This is a genomic window from Erwinia sp. Eh17-17, from assembly GCF_039675725.1.
Lineage (GTDB): Bacteria > Pseudomonadota > Gammaproteobacteria > Enterobacterales > Enterobacteriaceae > Erwinia.
The window spans coordinates 533,669-553,682 of the sequence record NZ_JBDFQT010000002.1 but is presented as its reverse complement, the minus strand read 5'-3'; the positions used below and the strand labels follow the sequence as shown (position 1 = coordinate 553,682).

The following is a 20,014-nucleotide window of genomic DNA, read 5'->3' as shown; positions in this document are numbered from 1 at the left end:
ATCACATGATTAGTAGCTTCAGAACTCACCTGTTGAGTCTGTCGTTACTGGTTGGCGTAGCGGCCCCCTGGGCCGCTAATGCCCAGGCAACAATCAGTAACGTTGGCTCCGGCTCGGTTGAAGACCGTGTCACGACTCTTGAGCGTATTTCTAATGCTCAGGCGCAACTCCTCCAGCAGCTTCAGCAGCAACTTTCCGCAAACCAAAACGATATTGACCAGTTACGTGGTCAAATCCAGGAAAATAGCTATCAGCTGAATCAGGTTGTGGAGCGTCAGAAGGGACTTTATCAGCAGATTGATGCGTTGAGCAGCGGCGGTGCGAATGCCGGTGCCGCAGCGGCCTCAGGTGCGGGTGCGGCAGCAGCCGAAACGTCCTCTGATGGCAGCAATGCAGCGGCAGCGCCAGCTGCCGCTGCTGCCCCAACCCAAAGTGGCGATGCAAATACCGACTACAATGCGGCAGTGGCGCTGGTACTGGAGAAAAAACAGTACGATCAGGCGATCGCTGCGTTTCAGGCTTTTGTGAAGAAATACCCGGATTCAACGTTCCAGCCTAATGCGAACTACTGGCTCGGGCAGTTGAATTACAACAAAGGCAAAAAAGACGACGCGGCGTACTATTTTGCCACTGTGGTCAAAAATTACCCTAAATCTCCGAAGAGCGCGGATGCGTTGCTGAAGGTTGGGGTGATCATGCAGGAAAAGGGCGACAAGGCGAAAGCCAAAGCGGTCTATCAACAGGTAATAAAACTGTATCCTAACAGTGACGCTGCTAAACAGGCACAGAAGCGCTCTGCCGCACTTTAATCGGTGTGATTTGAGTCTTTTTCGCCTGAATTCTGGTCTTACCGCGTGAAAGCTAAGCAGTTGAACGACTTATCCTGAAATAGTGGTTGCGCTGGAAATTCAAATCAGTAATATATGCCGCCGTTGCCGGGGGATATGTTAAGAGACGCCAGCAGCACAAAAGTGGGTCGTTAGCTCAGTTGGTAGAGCAGTTGACTTTTAATCAATTGGTCGCAGGTTCGAATCCTGCACGACCCACCACTATTAAGCAGTGAGCGGTGTAAACCGTGAAGGATGAGAACCGTAAAAGGTTCGAGTCGAGCGAAAGCGAGACAACGTTGCGCGAGCAACGGCCCGAAGGGCGAAGTCATCCTGCACGACCCACCACTATTAAGCAGTAAGCGGTGTAAACCGTGCTTTGAAGTTACGATATGGGTGATTAGCTCAGTTGGTAGAGCATCTCCTTTACACGGAGGGGGTCGGCGGTTCGAGCCCGTCATCACCCACCATATCGGGTCGTTAGCTCAGTTGGTAGAGCAGTTGACTTTTAATCAATTGGTCGCAGGTTCGAATCCTGCACGACCCACCACTTCAAAGCTGTAAGCGGTGCAAACCGTGAAGGATGAGAACCGTAAAAGGTTCGAGTCGAGCGAAAGCGAGACAACGTTGCGCAAGCAACGGCCCGAAGGGCGAAGTCATCCTGCACGACCCACCACTTCAAAGAAATAGCAGAGTAAAGATTGACCGCATTGCGGGTCGTTAGCTCAGTTGGTAGAGCAGTTGACTTTTAATCAATTGGTCGCAGGTTCGAATCCTGCACGACCCACCACTATTAAGCAGTAAGCGGTGTAAACCGTGAAGGATGAGAACCGTAAAAGGTTCGAGTCGAGCGAAAGCGAGACAACGTTGCGCGAGCAACGGCCCGAAGGGCGAAGTCATCCTGCACGACCCACCACTATTAAGCGGTAAGCAGTAAGCGGTGTAAACCGTGCTTTGAAGTGACGATATGGGTGATTAGCTCAGTTGGTAGAGCATCTCCTTTACACGGAGGGGGTCGGCGGTTCGAGCCCGTCATCACCCACCATATCGGGTCGTTAGCTCAGTTGGTAGAGCAGTTGACTTTTAATCAATTGGTCGCAGGTTCGAATCCTGCACGACCCACCAATGTAGAAAGGCGCCCTAAAGGCGCCTTTTTGCTATGCGTCAATCGGGCGGGGTTCGAACCTGCCGCAGGTTCGGGTCGAACGACGTGAGACAACGTTGCGTCAGCAACGGCCCGAAGGGCGAGGCGAAGCCGAGTCATCCTGCACGACCCACCAATGTAAGAAGGCGCCCTAAAGGCGCCTTTTTGCTATCTGTAATTTGGGCGGGCTGACCGAAAAAGAAGGTCAGCCCCTACATCAGATCCATGTAGGGGACGACCATTTTTTCCGGTCGTCCCGTGCCGATGATGTGCACCAAATGTAATGAAGGCCATTTTTCCGGTCGTCCCGTGCCGATGATGTGCACCAAATGTAATGACGACCATTTTTTCCGGTCGTCCCGTGCCGATGATGTGCACCAAATGTAATGAAGACCATTTTTTCCGGTCGTCCCGTGCCGATGATGTGCATCAAATGTAATGAAGACCATTTTTCCGGTCGTCCCGGTTTTTTTCCTGTCACACCAGCTTGCCGCTGTGCCAGATATGCATCACCGCATAACTGCGCCACGGGCTCCACATCTGCGAACGGATCTCCGCCTGCTTCGCGCTGATGCCCCCCAGATTATTACGCACCACGACATCCCCCGACGGAAATGCATCCGGCCAGCGCAGCGCGCGCATGGCCAGATATTGTGCCGTCCAGTCGCCAATGCCTGGCAGAGCCAGCAGAGCGGGGATGGTCTGCTCCGGCTGGCTGGCGGCGTCCAGCTGCAACTCTCCCCCGGCGCAGCTGGCTGCCAGTGCCAGAATGCAGCGGGTACGCGCACTGACGATACCCAGGCTGGCAATATCATCAACCGTACACAACGCGACTCTGGTTGGCAGCGGGGAGAGATGCGTCAGCTCAGGAAAGGGCGTAGTGATTTTCTCGCCCAGCGCACTGGCAAAACGACTGCCTAGCGTGGCGGCTGCCTTTACGGTGATCTGCTGGCCGAGGATAGCGCGTACAGCCATCTCGAAACCGTCAAAAGCGCCGGGAACCCGAAGTCCGGGATGGGCCTGCACGGAGGCAAACAGGAGAGGATCCAGGACGAGGTGCTGAGCAATCAGGTCCGGTCGTGCGCTTAAATCGAAAAGATTTCTCAGCCGACGCAGCAGGGCCGGCAGTACCGGGCTGAGTGAGTGGGTAAATTCCACCTGCAGCGCATTCTTTGCACCCCGCTGAGTCACTCTAATCCAGCCGCTGTGCGTCCCCAGACGCACGGTACGGGCATAACTGGTATCATCGACGTGTTCCACGCCCGTCAGTGCGCGCAGCCTCAGAAAGGCCAGCATGGCCTGCCAGTCGTAAGGGGGGCGATAGCTCAACTGCAGCGTCGAGGTATCACTGGCGCATATAGCCTCTTCTGCCAGGTCAGCGTGCTTACGCAGGCGCGAAGGAGACATACGATACTGGCTGCTGAACGCGGCGTTGAAACGGCGCAGGCTGGCAAATCCACTGGCAAAGGCAATCTGCGTGACGGGCAAGCGGGTTTCGCTCAGCAGCTGTTTTGCCAGCAGCAGTCGTCGCGTCTGACGCAGTTCCTGCGGGGAGACACCCAGTTCTTTCTGCACGATCCGACGGAGCTGGCGCAGACTCAGTTGGAACTGTGCGGCAATCTCTTCCAGCGTATCCACCTGCTCAATCAGTCCTTCATCAATTCGCTGCATCAGACGGTCGGCGATCCGCTGGCTGCTATCGACCGGGGCAAGACCGGGAGCCAGCTCTGGCCGGCAGCGCAGGCAGGGGCGGAATGCCGCTTTTTCTGCCGCCTCCGCACTGGCGAAAAACAGGCAGTTCTCGGCGCGCGGCGGTTTCACCGGGCAAACCGGGCGACAATAGATACCGGTTGAGGTCACACCAACGTAAAATACGCCGTCGAAACGTGCATCGCGCGAGGTGAGGGCGCGGTAAGCAGAGGTGGGGTCGATCATGATATTGTCCTGTCGAACGTGAATCACACCAGGTTAGCGTGTCGGCACAGATTGCACTCGCCATTTTCGGCCATCAAACTATATTAACCCGGTGTCCGAAAACGGCCAGCGCTGTCCGGCAGAATGCGCATAATCAGGGCTGAAAAGATCAGGCAAGGAGAGGGAAGATGGCTTTCTGGTTCAAAATGATACAGACCCCGGTGGGGGAACTGAAACTGGTCGCAACGGAGCGCGGTCTGGCGGCGGTGCTGTGGGAAAATGACGATCCTAAACGCGTACGCTTCCTGCCGCAGCAAGAAGACGCGGATAATGCAACGCTGCTGGAAACCGAAAAGCAGCTGCGCGAGTATTTTGCCGGACAGCGGCAGCGGTTCGATCTTACGCTCGACTTTATTGGCACCGATTTTCAGCGCCGGGTCTGGGCCGCGCTGGTCACCATTCCCTTTGGCGAGACGCGCAGCTATGGCGAGATCGCTCGCCAGGTTGGCAGCCCGGCGGCGGTGCGCGCGGTCGGTGCAGCAAATGGCCGTAATCCCATTTCGATTATCGCCCCCTGTCACCGGGTGATTGGGGCTAACGGTAAGCTGACAGGATTCGCCGGCGGGCTGGAAACCAAAGCCTTTCTACTGCGGCTTGAGGGCGGCCAGCTGTGGGCGGAAGCGCCACTGTTTTAACCGGCGTGATATCCCGGAGTGAAAAGTAAAAATCCGGCGACATCGGTTCATTTTTCGGCTATCGTGTTTAGCATATAAAACAAACCAGCCGCAGAGTTGGCACCACAGGGGCCTTCTGCGTTAATCCGGTTAAGTTAAAGAAACGAGAGTCGCCTGATGAGCCTGATGTTTGATCCCGAAGCTGCCGTTTATCCGTTCCCAGCCAAACCGGCCCGCTTAACGACAGATGAGAAGCAGTATTACCGTGAAAAAATCAAACGCCTGCTGAAAGAGCGTGATGCGGTGATGGTGGCGCATTATTACACCGACCCGGAAATTCAGGCGCTGGCAGAAGAGACGGGCGGCTGTGTATCTGATTCGCTGGAGATGGCACGCTTCGGTAGCCAGCATTCTGCCTCCACGCTGCTGGTCGCCGGGGTGCGCTTTATGGGGGAAACGGCCAGCATCCTCAGCCCGGAAAAAACCATTCTGATGCCGACGCTTCAGGCAGAGTGTTCACTCGACCTGGGGTGCCCTATCGAAGAATTCAGCCAGTTTTGCGATGCCCATCCCGACCGCACCGTGGTGGTGTACGCTAATACCTCGGCGGCGGTGAAGGCGCGCGCAGACTGGGTAGTGACGTCCAGTATTGCCGTGGAGCTGATTGAACACCTCGACAGCCTGGGTGAGAAAATCATCTGGGCACCGGACCGTCATCTTGGTCAGTACGTCACGCGCAAAACCGGCGCGGATGTGATCTGCTGGCAGGCTGCCTGCATTGTCCACGACGAGTTTAAAACTCAGGCGCTGCAGCGTATGAAGCTGCTTTACCCACAGGCGGCAGTGCTGGTCCATCCGGAGTCACCGCAGGCGATAGTGGACCTGGCCGATGCCGTCGGTTCGACCAGTCAGCTGATCCATGCCGCACAGACCCTGCCCCACAGACAGATGATCGTTGCCACCGATCGCGGTATTTTTTACAAGATGCAGCAGGCCTGTCCTGATAAAGAGCTGCTGGAAGCCCCCACGGCAGGTGAAGGGGCCTCCTGTCGCAGCTGTGCGCACTGCCCGTGGATGGCGATGAACGGTCTTAAAGCGATCGCCGATGCTCTGGAGCACGGCGGGATCGATCATCAAATCCTTGTCGATGAGACGCTGCGTCAGGCCGCATTGATCCCTTTGAATCGTATGCTAACCTTTGCGGCAGATCTTAAACTGAAGATCAAAGGCAATATGTAACCTGTAAAAATTGAAGGATTTCGCCCTATGGATTTTTTCAGTACCTCGAATATTCTGGTTCATATTCCGCTCGGTGCCGGAGGTTACGATCTCTCCTGGATTGAAGCGATTGGGACCGTTGCCGGCCTGCTCTGTATCTGGCTCGCCAGCCTGGAGAAGATCGTCAACTACGCGTTTGGCCTGCTGAATGTGACGCTGTTTGCGGTCATCTTCTTCCAGATCCAGCTGTACGCCAGCCTGCTGTTGCAGCTGTTTTTCTTTGTCGCCAATATTTACGGCTGGTATGCGTGGAGCCGACAGACCAGTGATAACCAGCAGGCATTAAAAATCCGCTGGCTGCCGCTGCCTAAGCTGCTCGGCTGGGGGGCGGCCATCATCGTGGCGATTGCCCTGATGACACGCTATATCGATCCGGTGTTTGCCTTCCTGACGCAGATTGCCGTTTCACTGATGCAGAATCTGGGCCTGAACGTGGTGATGCCGCAGCTGCAGCCGGATGCCTTCCCGTTCTGGGACTCGTGCATGATGGTGTTGTCGATTGCAGCGATGGTGCTGATGACGCGTAAATACGTGGAGAACTGGCTGCTGTGGGTGGTCATCAACGTGATTAGCGTAATGATTTTCGCCCGTCAGGGCGTCTATGCGATGGCGCTGGAATATGCGCTGTTAACGCTGATCGCGCTGAATGGCTCGTGGTTGTGGATTAAAAGCGCCCGCCAGCGTTGATTGGTGTTTTTCAGCCAGGGGGCGAGCGCAAAAAGCGGTCGCCCCTGTACCGTGTCAGTGGTGGTGATGCGGGTGTGCGCTCCCGCTGCCCCGGATCCAGTGCTCATCACAGTCATCGGCCTCACAGCGCTGATACTCCATCTGTACCGTCGCATGTTCAATCTGATAATGCTGATGCAGATAGTGGTGAATGCGGTGCAGCAGTGCATCATGATCGTGCGGCGGCACAACGTGAACGTGCAGGGTCATCACCGGTTTTTCTCCCACCTGCCATAAATGCACATGATGGATATTACGCACCTCGGGGATGCTGCGCACCAGCGCCCGCTGTAGTTTCACCACGTCGATATGCTGTGGGGCACCTTCCAGCAACTCACGCACGCTCTCTTTCATCAGCGACCAGCCACTGCGCAATACCAGTACGGACACCAGAATCGACAGAATCGGATCAACGGGGGTCCAGCCCGTCAGCAGAATGATGACGGCGGCAATGATGGCTCCGACGGATCCGAGCAGGTCGCCCAGCACGTGCAGGGCGGCAGCGCGCACATTCAGGTTCTTCTCTTCACTGCCGCTGCGCAGCAGCCAGAACGACAGCAGGTTTGCCAGCAGCCCGCCAACAGCAATAATCAGCATCATGCCCCCGGCAACCGGCTGCGGCTGCCAGAAACGTTCCAGCGCTTCCCAGACAATCAGCACGGTGATCGCCAGCAGGGCGATAGCATTGACAAATGCGGCCAGCGTGGTTAAACGCAACAGGCCAAAGGAGTGCTGAGCGGTCGGTTTACGTCGGGAGAACTGGGTTGCCAGCAGCGCCAGCAGGAGCGCAGCCGCATCGGTGAGCATGTGCCCGGCATCGGCCAGTAGCGCCAGCGAGCCGGAGATCAGCCCACCTGCCACCTCCGCCACCATAAAAATAGCCGTAACCGCAAAAGCGGCCAGCAGACGTGAACGATTAGTGTCGGTATCACCGTGGGTGTGAGCCATAAGAATCCATTTGAGTTAATAACTTATTGCTTAAGGATATCAATAAATTTAGCGCAGATTTAGCATCCTGATGAGTTTGTGCCGCAGTGATAATCTGCTGACACAAAACTTCACCCTCCTGGTATCCCAGCAGCAGCCAGCTGCCTTTCATGCGGTGGGCTGCTTTCTCTAAAACCGGCCAGTCTGCCGCCGCTGCCGCCTCAATCAGCGCCTGAGCGTCCCGCTTCAGCGTGTCACTCAGCGTCTGACACAGGCGCTGGAAATAGTGCGAATCATGATGCGCCAGCTGCTGCAGGCGCTGTGACAGGTCGGCAAAGGGAGCCGGGGCATCCGCCTGCAACAGGCCTGCAATATCGCTGAGCGAAACCGGCTTTAACAGCAGATGGTCAGCAACCTGCTGTGCCTGCGGATGGTTGAGGATTTGCGCATCGGCGGAGCACAGCACAATGCGCGTACGATGTGGCTGACCGCGTTCACTGCGGCGCAGAATTTTTGCCAGAGTCAGGCCATCCGGGTGCGGCATGCTGAAGTCGATGAACAGTAAATCCCACTGGCGATGCCTGACTGCATGCAGCAGCTCGCGACCGTCGGAGAAGGTCTCCGCCTGAACGCCGCAGTGCGCCAGCTGCTGCTGCATAACCAGCAGGTTAGTAGGGTGATCATCGACAATAGCCGTTCGTAAATGGCTGACCGTCGCCGCCTGGGGCCGTTCCGGCGACGCGCTGAGCTGCGGGGAGCTGATAATCTGCCACGGCAGCGTGACGCTGACGCAGGTTCCCTCGCCGGGGGCTGAAGTCAGGTCGATCGTCCCCCCCATGCGGCTGACAATCTCACGGCAGATAGACAGGCCCAGCCCACTGCCCTGAACCGAAAGCTGGCGGCCGGAGGGGGTCTGATACCAGGGCTCAAACAGCCGCTGCTGCTCTGCCAAAGGGATCCCGCTGCCAGTATCCGTCACCCGCAAACAGAGCCGGGCCGGGTCGTCCAGGGCGGTGAGTGTCAGGTGGATCTCCCCCTGAGAGGTGAACTTAATCGCATTACCGATCAGGTTGTTGGCGATCTGCTGCAGGCGTTCACCGTCAATCAGCACCCAGGCAGGTAGCGATGACAGCGCGCTGACCCGCAGCTGCGGACCGCTGCGACGCATCAGCGGATGATAAAAAACTTCCATGCGCTTCAGCCAGCTTTCCGGCTCCAGCGGTCGCGGTGCCAGACTGAAGCTGTTGCTCTCAACCCTGGCGTGATCCTGCAGGTCGTTAAGCAGTGTCAGCAGACCCGCGGCGCTGCTGTGGATCAGTGACAAATTATGGCGCTGTGGCTGCTGTGCCACTTCCAGCTCCAGCAGTCCCAGCACGGCCTGCATTGGCGTACGTAATTCGTGGCTGACGGTCGCCAGAAACTGGCTTTTCATCCGGTTTTCCCGCTGGGCGACTTCACGCTCCTGCTCCAGAAGCAGCCGCTCCCGCCGTTCACGTCGCTGTTCCAGATAACGTCTGAACAGCAGGATCAGCAGGAAGGCTATGGCAAACAGCGCGGCCACCAGCACGAACAGTGAAATCGGCCGCATCTCCCCCTGATGACCATCATTAAAGCTTTCCGGCGTACTGCTCCAGTTTTCCCGCAGTCGCTGCCAGCTCTCCGTCGGGATCTGTTGCAGGCTGTTATTCAGCAGCGCACGAAGCAGCGGCTGGTCAGGGGCAATGCCGAGGGTGATCGGCCAGGCGGTATCGCTGGCGGTAAAGCCCAGCTGTATCGTACTGGCATAGCGGCTCTGAATGCGCCAGCGCGCCGACAGCACATTATCGACCAGGGCATCAATCTGACCGCTGGCCAGCGCGTCATACAGACTGGTGGTATCATCGAAAACCTGAGTCTGGCTGCCGGCCGGTAGCAGGCGTGCGGCAATATCGCCGCGCTTTATGCCGATGCGCTTACCGCTGAGATCCTGCCAGCTGCTGATGCCAACAGCCGAAGTACGCAGATAGACGCCCCAGAGTGCGCGCCACACGGGTTGTGTATTGGTCAGCATGGCATCATTACCGGTCAGCGGCAGAGTGAGCTGGATCAGCGCGCGGCCCTGACTCACCAGAGCACCTGCCTGCTGTGCATTACTGACCCAGTAAGGCTGAAAACGCAGTCCGGTCATCTGGCCGATGCTGTTAAGCAGATCGACGCTATAACCCGCAGGCTGGCCGCTGGCATTGCGGTAGCTCCAGGGGTAGTCATCACTGATGGCTGCATAGGCGATCGTCGGGTGCCGGGCAATCCAGCTACGCTCCATCGGCGTCAGGCGCGCGGTATTGCTGTCCTGATAGCGCGGTAACGCACTGCTCCAGCGGCCCTGAATGCCGTTAACTACCTCCATCGGTAGCTGATGAATGGCATTATCCAGCAGCCGGGTGAGTGCCGGGTCACCGCTGACGGCCTGTAGCTGTATGACACCGGGATTCAGCGCAGAGGAGAGCTGATAAATTTCTCCCTGCTGGAGCTGGCCCAGCAGGAAACCGGCGCTGGTTTCATTTGCCACCACATAATCGCTGTGCTGATTGAGCAACCCGGAAAGCGCCTGTAAATCACTGTCTACAATGCGCCACTGGTGCTGACGGGCAAAATCGGGATTCACCCGCGTCAGCGTCTCCCGGCTGACGCTGATGCGGGCGCCGGCAGAGTTAAACATCACCGGGCGCAGATTGTTGCGGTTGCGGTAGATGCGTAGCGGGCTGCTGAACCAGGGCTGAGTGGCGCTGAGCCCCGCAGGAAGGGGCTGTTCGGGTACGCCGAACAGCACATCGACCTGTCCCTGCTGCAACGCCTGAAACATCTCTGGCAGGCGGGTATAGCCCTCTACACTGAAATGCAGGCCGCTGGTCTGCTGTAACGCCACCAGATAATCTGCATTAATCCCATACAGATCGTTACCGACCACCATACTCCAGGGGGAACTGCCGTCGCGCAGAACGCCGACGCGCAGGGTTTTCTCGCCTGAACCCGCCGCCGTCAGCAGCGGCATCATCTCCTGCGGTAAAGCAATACTGCTGATCGGGCGCAGGCTGGGGCTGGCGCTGCCCGCGCACAGCAGCAGAATCAGCAGCAGAAATCCTCTGATCACTGGCGGGACTGCCACAGCTGTGCCAGCTCCACCACCGATTGTGCTCCGGTTTTTTCCATAATGTTTTTTTTATGCGTGCTGACGGTTTTGTTACTGATATTAAGCTGGTCGGCTATTTGCAGGTTGGACTGCCCACGCGCCAGCAGAGCCAGAATCTGCAACTCTTTTGCGGTGAGGGGGTCTGCAGGCATCTCGTCGGGCTGGCGTGGCGGAAAGGCACGCTGACCGCCGAGCACGGCCAGCACGGCTGACAGCAGCTGGTTAAGCGGCTGACGCTTCGCCACGTATCCCGCCGCTCCCGCGGCTTCTGCCAGACGCGGCCAGACGCGCTCTTCCTGAGCCGAGTAGATCACCACCGGAAGCTCAGGGTAAAGACGCTTAATGCGTTTGAGTAACTGAAGGCCGTCGCTATCCGGCAGGCTGATATCCAGGATAACCACATCAATGCTCTTCTGACTCAACAGGCCGAGTGCATCATGTTGATTTTCAGCGGACAGCAGATTGAGCGGAAACGGGGCGTGCAGTAATGCCGCTTCCAGCGCGACCTGTACCAGGGGGTGGTCGTCTATCAGTAACAACGTGGTCATTGAAGGGTCCGAAATCAAACAGGGGAGTCAGGATAGCCGATGAGGTTACTCAAGCAAATAACAATGAAAAAAGGAGAGCATTAGCTCTCCTTCGATAATGTGACGCGTTGACGGATTACTGAGTCGTACCGTCAGTTTTGGTATTGGCGTCAGCCCCAACTTTACTGTTGATATCCGGGCATTTACCGTCTTTACACTGCGCGTTTTTGTTGACTTCATCCGCGCTCATACCGTTACCGTGTTTCATATCTTTGTGTGTACCGGTACCGTCAGTGTGAATTTTGCTGTTGTTGACGTTGTTCGGTGCAATTTTCTCATGGGAGCCCGGCGCTACAGCACCTGCGCTGGCGGCAGCATTAGCCGAACCATTACTGCTGTCATCGGCCATTACCGCACCGCTGCCTAAAGTCATTGCCGCTGTCAGGAATACCATTGCGAACTTATTCATCATTATGCTCCGTTAATTTTATGAATACTGACGAACAAACCAAAACTCCAGGTTTGAGGTATATAAATTTCTGGCAAAATAAAATCTCGCATAGCTGCCACCGTGTAAGCGTTAGTGGCGTAAATGCGTTTTTTTCAAGAGTTAACGTTTAAAAGTGTAGTCGGCATCTTTAGGAAATCAAATCTGCCCGGAGCATTACTCACGAAAGGCGATTTACAGGGCAGGGGAGTCGCGATAAATTGAAGGCGATGCGCCTGGTGTGCAGTATGGCAATGAAATAATCTGGAACTATTATGAATTATCAGAATGATGACTTAAGAATCAAAGAGATAAAGGAACTTTTACCTCCGGTTGCGTTATTTGAAAAATTCCCTGCCACGGACAAGGCGGCTGCCACAGTCTCTTCTGCGCGTCAGGCAATTCATCAAATTCTGAAAAAACAGGACGACCGCCTGCTGGTGGTGATCGGCCCCTGCTCAATCCACGATACCCTGGCTGCCAAAGAGTATGCTTCCCGGCTGCTGACGCTGCGTGAAGAGCTGAAAGACTCGCTGGAAGTGGTGATGCGCGTCTATTTCGAAAAGCCACGCACTACCGTTGGCTGGAAAGGGCTGATCAACGATCCTCATATGGACGGCAGCTTCCAGATCAATGATGGCCTGCGTATCGCGCGCCAGCTGCTGCTGGAAATCAACGATATGGGGCTGCCGGCGGCGGGTGAGTTCCTCGACATGATCACCCCACAGTATGTTGCCGACCTGATGAGCTGGGGTGCCATTGGTGCGCGTACCACGGAGTCTCAGGTCCACCGCGAGCTTTCGTCCGGCCTGTCCTGCCCGGTTGGCTTTAAAAATGGCACCGACGGTACTATCAAGGTGGCGATTGACGCTATCGGCGCGGCCAGCGCGTCGCACTGCTTCCTGTCCGTCACCAAATACGGCCATTCAGCGATTGTTGAAACTGCCGGTAACGAGGACTGTCACATCATTCTGCGCGGCGGTAAAGAGCCTAACTACAGCGCTCACCACGTCAGCGCCGTGAAGGCCGGGCTGGAAAAAGCGGGTCTTGATCCTCAGATTATGATCGACTTCAGCCATGCCAACAGCAGCAAGCAGTTTAAAAAGCAGCTGGAAGTGTCGACGGACGTGGCGCAGCAGATTGCGGGCGGCGACAGCGCAATTATTGGTGTGATGATTGAAAGTCATCTGGTGGAAGGGAATCAGAGTCTGGAAAGCGGCGAGCCGCTGGTTTACGGCAAGAGTGTAACGGATGCCTGCATCGGCTGGAGCGACACCGAAACCGTTCTGCGCCAGCTGGCGGAGGCGGTAAAAGCGCGTCGCGTATAAATAAAAGCGCGCCGCGTGTAAATGAGAAGGGGCGACATGGATATGTCGCCCCTGATTTTTTAGGGTCCAGCCTGTTTATCTATCGGGTGTACCGATATGGGCGCACCGATACGGGCGGACCGAAAAAGAAGGTCCGCCCCTACTTGGACTTGCCCTGGTTTGCTACGGCCGCGGCTTTCGCTGCGATCTCGTCGGCATCACCCAGGTAGTAGTGCTTGACTGGTTTGAAGTTTTCATCGAACTCATACACCAGCGGTACGCCGGTAGGGATGTTCAGTTCGAGGATCTCTTCTTCACTCATGTTGTCCAGGTATTTCACCAGCGCACGCAGGGAGTTACCGTGAGCGGCGATGATCACTTTCTCACCGCTTTTCATGCGTGGCAGAATAGATTCATTCCAGTATGGCAGAACGCGATCGATGGTCAGCGCCAGGCTTTCGGTGGTTGGCAGCTGCTCAGCGCTCAGTGAAGCATAGCGCGGGTCGTGGCCAGGGAAGCGCTCATCGGCACGATCCAGCTCTGGCGGGGTGACCGCAAAACCACGACGCCACTGCTTAACCTGCTCGTCACCGTACTTCTGTGCGGTTTCTGCTTTATCCAGACCCTGCAGCGCACCGTAGTGACGCTCGTTCAGACGCCAGGATTTTTCAACCGGCAGCCATACCTGGTCCACTTCGTCCAGAATGTTCCACAGCGTGTGGATGGCACGTTTCAGCACAGAGGTGTAAGCGAAATCGAAGGTAAAGCCTTCTTTCTTCAGCAGTTGACCGGCGGCTTTTGCCTCGGTGCGGCCTTTGTCTGACAGATCAACGTCATACCAACCGGTGAAACGGTTTTCGTTGTTCCACTGGCTTTCGCCGTGACGTACCAGAACCAGCTTAGTTACAGCCATAGCTTAACTCCTTAATAACTTTACGTTTCTATGATAATGGTGACCGGTAAACTGCCGGAAGCGACGACACGGCAATTTTAATGTGCATTACCATAGCTGAATTCTGCGCAGCGCGTAAGCCCGTAACCGTCGCGATGCGCGATTTTCATGCGCGTAATCAAACCGCCGTCAGTTGATAACGGGTGACTGACTGATACGATTCACCCGGCTGCAGCCAGCAGTCAGGCTGCGGCCACTCGGGATGGTTAGGCGAGTCGGGTAAGAATTCACTCTCCAGAGCGATCCCCTGAAAAGCAGTATAGACGCCCTGCTCGCGGGCCGGAGTGCCTTCCAGATAATTCCCGCTGTAAAGCTGTAATGCCGGGGCGCTGGTGAAAACGTTAAGCTGTAATTTACCGTCAGCAGACCACAGCGTGGCCGCAGGGCGATCTGCCGTGCTGTTCAGCAGATAAGCGTGATCGTAGCCTTTCACCGCGCGCTGGTCTTCATCCTGCAGGAAATCCTGCGCGACCGTTTTTGCCTGACGGAAATCGAAGCTGGTCCCCTCAACTGCTTTCAGTGGTGCATTCGGAATGCCCTCACTGTCAACGGGCAGATAACGGTCGGCGTTTAACTGCAAACGGTGCTGACGCGCATCGCCGTGTTCGGCATCGAGGTTAAAGTAGGCATGGTTCGTCAGGTTAACCGGGCAGGCTTTGTCCACGGTGGCGTCGTAGTGAATCGACAGCGTGTTGTCGTCGTCCAGATGGTAGCGCAGCGTCACCAGCAGCGTGCCGGGGAAGCCCTGATCGCCGTCCGGTGAATCAAGGCGATATTCCACTTCGCTGTCGCTCTGGCAGACAATCTGCCAGCGGCGGTGGTGGAAGCCCTCCGGGCCACCGTGCAGCTGGTGAACACCCTGGTTGGCGGTGAGCGCGATGTGCTGACCGTTATGCTCCAGCTGCGCGCGAGCAATACGGTTGGCATAGCGGCCGACCGTCGCCCCCAGATAAGCTGACTGTTGCAGGTAGTCCGACGGCGTGGCGCAGCCGAGCAGCGCTTCACGCACGTGGCCGTCCCCCATCGGAACGCGGGCAGAAAGCCAGGTGGCACCCCAGTCCATAAACGTGGCAACCATCCCGTTGCGATTGCGCAGGGTGGTGATACGCCACGGCTGTCCGTCAGGCGCATGAGAGTTCGGTGTCAGCATACGCCCGCTCCTGCTGAAGCTTTACAGACGTAGAACGTCTCTTTAATCCCGGACTTCGCTTCATACTGCTCTGCGACCGCCGCTTTCACTTCATCGACCAGTTCAAACGGCATCAGGGCGACGATGCAGCCGCCGAAGCCGCCGCCGGTCATACGCACGCCGCCGCGTGTGCCAAGGGTCTTTTTCACTATCTCTACCAGCTGATCGATCGGCGGTACGGTGATTTCAAAATCATCACGCATCGAGGCGTGTGACTCAGCCATCAGCACGGCCATGCGCGCCAGGTCGCCGCGCGCCAGCACATCGGCTGCCTCAAGGGTACGGGCGTTTTCTGTCAGCACATGACGCACACGCTTAGCCACCAGCGGGTCGAGATCGTCCTGGCGGGCGTTGAACTGGCTCAGTTCCACATCACGCAGCGAGGTTTTACCGAAGAACTGTGCTCCGGCTTCGCACTGCTGGCGGCGCGTATTGTATTCGCTGCCTACCAGGCTGCGGCGGAAGTTGGAGTTGATAATCACCACCGCGATATCGGCCGGCATCGGTACCGGACGCGTGCTCAGGGTGCGGCAGTCGAGCAGCATGGCGTGATCTTTTTCACCCAGCGCCGAAATCAGCTGATCCATGATGCCGCAGTTACAGCCGACAAACTGGTTCTCAGCTTCCTGGCCGTTAACCGCAATGGCCGCGCCGTCCAGCGGCAGTTCATACAGGTGCTGGAATACGGTGCCGACCGCCACTTCAAGCGAGGCGGAAGAGCTCAGCCCTGCGCCCTGCGGCACGTTGCCGCCGATCACCATATCCACGCCGCCAAAATCTGGCGCGCGCTTCAGCAGGTGTTTCACCACGCCGCGCACATAGTTTGACCACATCTGGTCCGGGTGGCTGACGATCTCCTCGTCCAGCGAGAAGACATCCTGCTGATTCTCATAGTCGGCGGCAATCACCCGAACCTGACGGTCGCTGCGTTTCGCACAGGCGATCACCGTCTGATAATCAATGGCGCAGGGCAGGACAAAGCCGTCGTTGTAGTCGGTATGTTCGCCGATCAGATTGACACGACCCGGTGCCTGAAGTGTATGGGTCGGGACATAGCCAAAAGTGGTGGTGAAAATCTGTTGGGTGGTGGTCTGTAAGCTCATGGTTATTCCGCCTCACGGAAATGAATATCGCTGACGGCGCGCAGGCGCTCTGCGGCCTGCTCCGGCGTTAAGTCACGTTGGGTTTCAGCCAGCATTTCATAGCCGACCATAAATTTACGCACTGTCGCTGAACGCAGCAGTGGCGGATAGAAGTGGGCGTGCAGCTGCCAGTGGTCGTTAGCATCGTCGTTAAACGGCGCACCGTGCCAGCCCATGGAATACGGGAAAGAGCACTGGAACAGGTTATCGTAGCGGCTGGTGAGCTTTTTCAGCGCCACGGCCAGATCGTCTCGCTGTGCGTCGCTGAGGTCAGGCAGACGCTTAACCGCGGCTTTCGGCAGCAGCAGCGTTTCGAACGGCCACGCTGCCCACCACGGCACGACGGCGACCCAGTGCTCGGTTTCCACCACGGTACGGCTGCCATCGTTCAGTTCACGTGCGGCGTAATCCACCAGCATGGGGGAACCCTGTTTCGCGAACCAGGCACGTTGCAGGTCGTCTTCACGTTTTGCTTCGTTAGGCAGGAAGCTGTTGGCCCAGATCTGGCCGTGCGGGTGCGGGTTAGAGCAGCCCATCGCTGCGCCTTTATTTTCAAATACCTGCACCCACGGATAGTGCTGACCGAGTTCGGCGCTCTGTTCCTGCCAGGTTTTCACCACGTCCACCAGACCGGCAAGCGTCAGTTCGGGCAGCGTTTTACTGTGATCCGGAGAGAAACAGATCACCCGGCTGGTACCGCGCGCGCTTTCGCATCGCATCAGCATATCGTCACTGTCTGGCGCATCCGGCGTATCCGTCATCAGCGCGGCAAAGTCGTTAGTGAAAACGTAAGTGCTGGTGTAATCGGGATTTTTATCCCCGGTCACGCGGGTATTCCCGGGACAGAGGAAGCAGTCAGGATCGTGTGCAGGCAGTTTTTCCTGCGACGCGGTTTCCTGCGCACCCTGCCACGGTCGTTTGGCGCGGTGAGGGGAAACCAGAATCCACTGATCGGACAGCGGGTTATAGCGACGGTGAGGGTGATCGACCGGATTAAATTTCTGCATGTAGAGTCCTGATAACCTGGTTTATGCATCGTTGAGCTGAAAGAAAAATAGCACAATGCGCGCGCGGAAAGCGTGATCAAGTCTGTATAAATGGAATCGTTTACACAAGCTGAAAAATCCGAAGTATCAATAAAAATAGCGCATGGATAGCAGAATATCAGACGGGGTGAAGGAAATAATGGTAGCGGTTACATTTTCATTGCGGGATGACCGGAAAAGAAGGTCAGCCCCTACACCAATCGCGTAGGGGGCGACCCTTTTTTCCGGTCACCCCGTGTTTAACGAATAATTACAACCTGTCCTGGCGATAGCGGTATCCGTCGCCCTCCGGCACAAAGCTCAGGCGGTGGGTGATGCACTGCGGGGCATCCTCAGCGTGGTGGGAAACAAACAGCAGCTGGGTGCGGCCTTCACCGATTAGCACATCGACAAAGCGGCGAACCAGCAGGCGGTTAATCGGGTCCAGCCCCTGCAGCGGCTCATCGAGGATCAGCAGCGCCGGATGTTTGACCAGCGCACGGGCGATCAGCACCAAACGCTGCTGACCCCATGAGAGATCGTGGAACGGGGAATCCGCCACGGCCCCGCTCATGCCCAGCAGCGCCAGCCACTGCCTGGCCAGTGCCTGCTGACGGTCAGATACCGCCTGGTAAATACCAATCGAGTCAAAGAAGCCGGAGATCACCACATTGCGCACGCTGCTGCTGACGCGATAATCAAGGTGCAGGCTGCTGCTGACATAACCGATATGCTGCTTGATATCCCAGATGGTTTCTCCGCTGCCACGGCGGCGGCCAAACAGCGTCAGGTCGTTGCTGTAGCCCTGCGGGTGGTCGCCCGTCACCAGGCTGAGAAGCGTGGATTTCCCGGCGCCATTGGGGCCCACGATTTGCCAGTGCTGACCGCGTTCCACCTGCCAGCTGAGATGATCCAGGATAGGGCGATCGTCATACGATACCACGCCATCGCGCAGCGTAATCAGCGGCGCGTCATCAGCCAGAGCGGGAAGGGCGCTGGCATCGTCGGCTTCCGGTAGTGTCATCCCTGCCAGCTGTTCGCTGTGTGCCAGCTGGGCCACCAGTGCCTCCGCGAGGATGGCTTTGCGCTCGCCGGTATGGGTGAGAGTGCACTCTGCCAGCACGCCCACCCGGTCGATGAAATCGGGAATGTCATCAAAGCGGTTAAGCACCAGCACCAGCGTGATGCCCTGCTGTTGCAGGATGCCCAGTACACTGGCGAGATTAGCGCGCGATGCCACATCCAGCCCGTCAAACGGTTCATCAAGGATCAGCAGGTCCGGCTGAGCCATCAGCGCCTGACAGAGCAGCGTTTTGCGCGTTTCCCCGGTGGAAAGATACTTAAAGCGGCGCGTCAGCAGGTGTCCGATGCCAAACTGCGCGGCAAGCTGCTGGCAGCGGGCATCGTCGCGAACCGTTTCCTCGATGATTTGACGGGCAGTCAGGCCGGTATCGTCTTCATCAGCACTGAGCAAATCGGTGTTGTTGCGCTGCCATTCGTCGGCAACCAGCTTTTGTAGCTGCTCCAGCGACAAACGGATGGGGCGCCGAAACTGGTTTTCAACCTGGCCTTTCGACGGCAGCAGTTCACCGGACAGGGCGCGGGCCAGCGAGGACTTGCCGCTGCCGTTGGCGCCGACAAAAGCCCAGCTCTCACCAGCGGTGAGGGTCAGGTCGTGCAGGTTAAGTGTTCGGGTATCGCTCAGGCGAAAGATGCCTTGCGTAATTTGCAATGTTGCCATCATATCTTCCATTTTTTGCAATCCAGATTATTAGGGCCTTCGCGCCTGGCAATGTCAAACCTGCCCGCAGGATTCAGAGCAGCGTCGCGATGATGGCGCGATCGGCATTGAAATATGCTGTCACCGCCGCGCCCGGCTGGAGTTTTTGCTGCGCAATCTGTTGATTATCCACGGTAGCACACAGGGTTTCTCCGCCGCTCAGCGCAATCAGGATCTCGCTGTGTGTTTCCCCCTGTTCAATCTGAGTGACGGTGCCGGGCAGCTGGTTATCCGCCTGCGCACTCCCGCTGCTTACTGCAATCCACGGTGCTTTAATCAGTACCAGCACCTCTTTACCGCTCTGCAGCTGGAGGCGATTGGCGCTCTGTTCGGTCAGCGCCACCTGAATCTGCGTGAGGCCGTCGGCCAGCAGGACCGTGACATGCTGCTGCACCGGCTGGCTGTCGCGGGCGACAATGGTGCCGAAGAACTGATTGCGGGCGCTGGTTTGCAGCGAAAAACGTGCAATGGCTCCCAGCAGACTGCCGAGCGGGGCGTCGTCCTGCAACACATCAAATGCTTTTTGCTGAATTTGCTCCAGCAGGCCATAAAGCTGGATCAGGCGCTCGCCCCAGGCCGTGACGACTGCACCCCCGCCGCCCTTGCCGCCGGTGGCGCGATCGACCAGGGGGCGGTCAGCCAGCTGGTTCATCTCGTTTATCGCATCCCAGGCACTTTTATAGCTGATACCCGCCAGCCTGGCTCCCTGACTGATGGAGCCGCTCGCTTTTATCTGGCGCAGCAGCTCAATGCGGCGGGGGTCGGCAAACAGCCGCTGCTGTAATTTCAGGATCAGGGAAATGTCAGCCTGCATAAGAACTCCGGTCAGTCGGGTCAAAACGCCGATTGTATCAGTTGATACCTTTCGTGCGCGGCGAATAAAATGCGCACGAAGGCACAAAAGGTCAGTGCTTTCTTAGCGACTATCGCTACAATGGCTTCTTTG

General features: G+C 57.1%; 16 protein-coding genes, 6 tRNA genes and 4 other RNA genes. 15 read left to right on the top strand and 11 right to left on the bottom strand.

Translation table 11 applies throughout. The features are described 5' to 3' along the window. Positions 1-5: 5 nt before the first annotated feature. The 11 genes from cpoB (at position 6) to ABEH87_RS07910 (ending at position 2,107) form a co-directional block, all read left to right on the top strand. The gene (gene cpoB, locus ABEH87_RS07960; protein ID WP_346575489.1) at positions 6-809 is read left to right on the top strand and encodes a cell division protein CpoB; all 804 of its coding nucleotides are present in this window, start codon (positions 6-8) and stop codon (positions 807-809) included. Positions 810-973: 164 nt separating this feature from the next. Continuing rightward, positions 974-1,049 (top strand) — tRNA-Lys (locus ABEH87_RS07955). Between the two features lie 12 nt (positions 1,050-1,061). Next, positions 1,062-1,175, top strand: a non-coding RNA gene (locus ABEH87_RS07950) — RtT sRNA. A gap of 46 nt (positions 1,176-1,221) precedes the next feature. Next, positions 1,222-1,297 (top strand) — tRNA-Val (locus tag ABEH87_RS07945). Positions 1,298-1,301: 4 nt separating this feature from the next. Further along, a tRNA-Lys gene (locus tag ABEH87_RS07940) sits at positions 1,302-1,377 on the top strand. 12 nt (positions 1,378-1,389) lie between these two features. After that, positions 1,390-1,503, top strand: a non-coding RNA gene (locus tag ABEH87_RS07935) — RtT sRNA. 38 nt (positions 1,504-1,541) lie between these two features. Next, positions 1,542-1,617, top strand: a tRNA-Lys gene (locus tag ABEH87_RS07930). 12 nt (positions 1,618-1,629) lie between these two features. Continuing rightward, positions 1,630-1,743, top strand: a non-coding RNA gene (locus ABEH87_RS07925) — RtT sRNA. 53 nt (positions 1,744-1,796) lie between these two features. Further along, positions 1,797-1,872: transfer RNA gene (locus ABEH87_RS07920), tRNA-Val, on the top strand. Between the two features lie 4 nt (positions 1,873-1,876). Then, positions 1,877-1,952: transfer RNA gene (locus ABEH87_RS07915), tRNA-Lys, on the top strand. Between the two features lie 31 nt (positions 1,953-1,983). Continuing rightward, a non-coding RNA gene (locus tag ABEH87_RS07910) (RtT sRNA) lies at positions 1,984-2,107 on the top strand. Positions 2,108-2,448: 341 nt separating this feature from the next. On the opposite strand, the gene ABEH87_RS07905 is transcribed toward ABEH87_RS07910, so the two are convergent. Further along, positions 2,449-3,906, bottom strand: a complete 1,458-nt coding sequence (locus ABEH87_RS07905) for an AlkA N-terminal domain-containing protein (protein ID WP_346575487.1) — start codon at positions 3,904-3,906, stop codon at positions 2,449-2,451. Positions 3,907-4,073: 167 nt separating this feature from the next. Between ABEH87_RS07905 and ABEH87_RS07900 the strand changes: the two genes are divergently transcribed. The 3 genes from ABEH87_RS07900 to pnuC all read left to right on the top strand — a co-directional run bounded on the left by ABEH87_RS07900 (position 4,074) and on the right by pnuC (position 6,524). Then, positions 4,074-4,580: a methylated-DNA--[protein]-cysteine S-methyltransferase gene (locus ABEH87_RS07900; RefSeq protein WP_346575485.1), complete on the top strand. Its 507-nt coding sequence runs from the start codon at positions 4,074-4,076 to the stop codon at positions 4,578-4,580. A gap of 156 nt (positions 4,581-4,736) precedes the next feature. Continuing rightward, on the top strand, positions 4,737-5,798 hold the full coding sequence (nadA, locus tag ABEH87_RS07895) for a quinolinate synthase NadA (RefSeq protein ID WP_346575483.1): 1,062 nt from the start codon (positions 4,737-4,739) through the stop codon (positions 5,796-5,798). Between the two features lie 27 nt (positions 5,799-5,825). After that, positions 5,826-6,524, top strand: coding sequence for a nicotinamide riboside transporter PnuC (pnuC, locus tag ABEH87_RS07890; protein ID WP_346575481.1), 699 nt, complete (start codon positions 5,826-5,828; stop codon positions 6,522-6,524). A gap of 54 nt (positions 6,525-6,578) precedes the next feature. On the opposite strand, the gene zitB is transcribed toward pnuC, so the two are convergent. The 4 genes from zitB to ABEH87_RS07870 form a co-directional block, all read right to left on the bottom strand. Continuing rightward, entirely contained in the window at positions 6,579-7,511 is a 933-nt protein-coding gene (gene zitB / locus ABEH87_RS07885) for a CDF family zinc transporter ZitB (RefSeq protein WP_346575479.1), read from the bottom strand. Beyond that, entirely contained in the window at positions 7,492-10,620 is a 3,129-nt protein-coding gene (locus tag ABEH87_RS07880; RefSeq protein ID WP_346575477.1) for an ATP-binding protein, read from the bottom strand. Before ABEH87_RS07880 ends, zitB begins: the two co-directional genes overlap by 20 nt. Continuing rightward, positions 10,617-11,207, bottom strand: coding sequence for a response regulator transcription factor (locus tag ABEH87_RS07875; RefSeq protein ID WP_346575475.1), 591 nt, complete (start codon positions 11,205-11,207; stop codon positions 10,617-10,619). Before ABEH87_RS07875 ends, ABEH87_RS07880 begins: the two co-directional genes overlap by 4 nt. A 115-nt stretch (positions 11,208-11,322) precedes the next feature. After that, entirely contained in the window at positions 11,323-11,658 is a 336-nt protein-coding gene (locus ABEH87_RS07870; RefSeq protein ID WP_346575473.1) for a YbgS-like family protein, read from the bottom strand. A gap of 290 nt (positions 11,659-11,948) precedes the next feature. Here ABEH87_RS07870 and aroG point away from each other — a divergent pair, with 290 nt between their 5' ends. Further along, a complete protein-coding gene (gene aroG, locus ABEH87_RS07865) occupies positions 11,949-13,001 on the top strand; it encodes a 3-deoxy-7-phosphoheptulonate synthase AroG (protein ID WP_346575471.1) in 1,053 nt (350 codons plus the stop codon). 139 nt (positions 13,002-13,140) lie between these two features. On the opposite strand, the gene gpmA is transcribed toward aroG, so the two are convergent. From gpmA to modE, 6 genes are all read right to left on the bottom strand, one after another. After that, on the bottom strand, positions 13,141-13,893 hold the full coding sequence (gpmA, locus tag ABEH87_RS07860) for a 2,3-diphosphoglycerate-dependent phosphoglycerate mutase (protein WP_346575469.1): 753 nt from the start codon (positions 13,891-13,893) through the stop codon (positions 13,141-13,143). A 157-nt stretch (positions 13,894-14,050) separates the two neighbouring features. Then, positions 14,051-15,082: a galactose-1-epimerase gene (gene galM / locus ABEH87_RS07855; protein ID WP_346575467.1), complete on the bottom strand. Its 1,032-nt coding sequence runs from the start codon at positions 15,080-15,082 to the stop codon at positions 14,051-14,053. Beyond that, entirely contained in the window at positions 15,076-16,224 is a 1,149-nt protein-coding gene (gene galK, locus ABEH87_RS07850; protein WP_346575465.1) for a galactokinase, read from the bottom strand. The genes galM and galK overlap by 7 nt, the downstream gene beginning before the upstream one ends. 2 nt (positions 16,225-16,226) lie before the next feature. Next, positions 16,227-17,270 (bottom strand): galactose-1-phosphate uridylyltransferase, encoded by a 1,044-nt coding sequence (gene galT, locus ABEH87_RS07845; RefSeq protein WP_346575463.1) that lies wholly within the window; start codon positions 17,268-17,270, stop codon positions 16,227-16,229. Between the two features lie 289 nt (positions 17,271-17,559). Further along, positions 17,560-19,029, bottom strand: a complete 1,470-nt coding sequence (gene modF, locus ABEH87_RS07840; protein ID WP_346576186.1) for a molybdate ABC transporter ATP-binding protein ModF — start codon at positions 19,027-19,029, stop codon at positions 17,560-17,562. A 73-nt stretch (positions 19,030-19,102) separates the two neighbouring features. Next, positions 19,103-19,882, bottom strand: coding sequence for a molybdenum-dependent transcriptional regulator (modE, locus tag ABEH87_RS07835; RefSeq protein ID WP_346575461.1), 780 nt, complete (start codon positions 19,880-19,882; stop codon positions 19,103-19,105). Between the last annotated feature and the right edge of the window lie 132 nt (positions 19,883-20,014).

Coding starts and splice junctions, on each gene's coding strand:
- gpmA (WP_346575469.1), bottom strand. CDS start 13,893: ATGGCTGTAACTAAGCTGGTTCTGGTACGTCACGGCGAAAGCCAGTGG.
- cpoB (WP_346575489.1), top strand. CDS start 6: ATGATTAGTAGCTTCAGAACTCACCTGTTGAGTCTGTCGTTACTGGTT.
- modE (WP_346575461.1), bottom strand. CDS start 19,882: ATGCAGGCTGACATTTCCCTGATCCTGAAATTACAGCAGCGGCTGTTT.
- galK (WP_346575465.1), bottom strand. CDS start 16,224: ATGAGCTTACAGACCACCACCCAACAGATTTTCACCACCACTTTTGGC.
- ABEH87_RS07870 (WP_346575473.1), bottom strand. CDS start 11,658: ATGATGAATAAGTTCGCAATGGTATTCCTGACAGCGGCAATGACTTTA.
- pnuC (WP_346575481.1), top strand. CDS start 5,826: ATGGATTTTTTCAGTACCTCGAATATTCTGGTTCATATTCCGCTCGGT.
- ABEH87_RS07875 (WP_346575475.1), bottom strand. CDS start 11,207: ATGACCACGTTGTTACTGATAGACGACCACCCCCTGGTACAGGTCGCG.
- ABEH87_RS07905 (WP_346575487.1), bottom strand. CDS start 3,906: ATGATCGACCCCACCTCTGCTTACCGCGCCCTCACCTCGCGCGATGCA.
- aroG (WP_346575471.1), top strand. CDS start 11,949: ATGAATTATCAGAATGATGACTTAAGAATCAAAGAGATAAAGGAACTT.
- nadA (WP_346575483.1), top strand. CDS start 4,737: ATGAGCCTGATGTTTGATCCCGAAGCTGCCGTTTATCCGTTCCCAGCC.
- galM (WP_346575467.1), bottom strand. CDS start 15,082: ATGCTGACACCGAACTCTCATGCGCCTGACGGACAGCCGTGGCGTATC.
- galT (WP_346575463.1), bottom strand. CDS start 17,270: ATGCAGAAATTTAATCCGGTCGATCACCCTCACCGTCGCTATAACCCG.
- zitB (WP_346575479.1), bottom strand. CDS start 7,511: ATGGCTCACACCCACGGTGATACCGACACTAATCGTTCACGTCTGCTG.
- ABEH87_RS07900 (WP_346575485.1), top strand. CDS start 4,074: ATGGCTTTCTGGTTCAAAATGATACAGACCCCGGTGGGGGAACTGAAA.
- modF (WP_346576186.1), bottom strand. CDS start 19,029: ATGGCAACATTGCAAATTACGCAAGGCATCTTTCGCCTGAGCGATACC.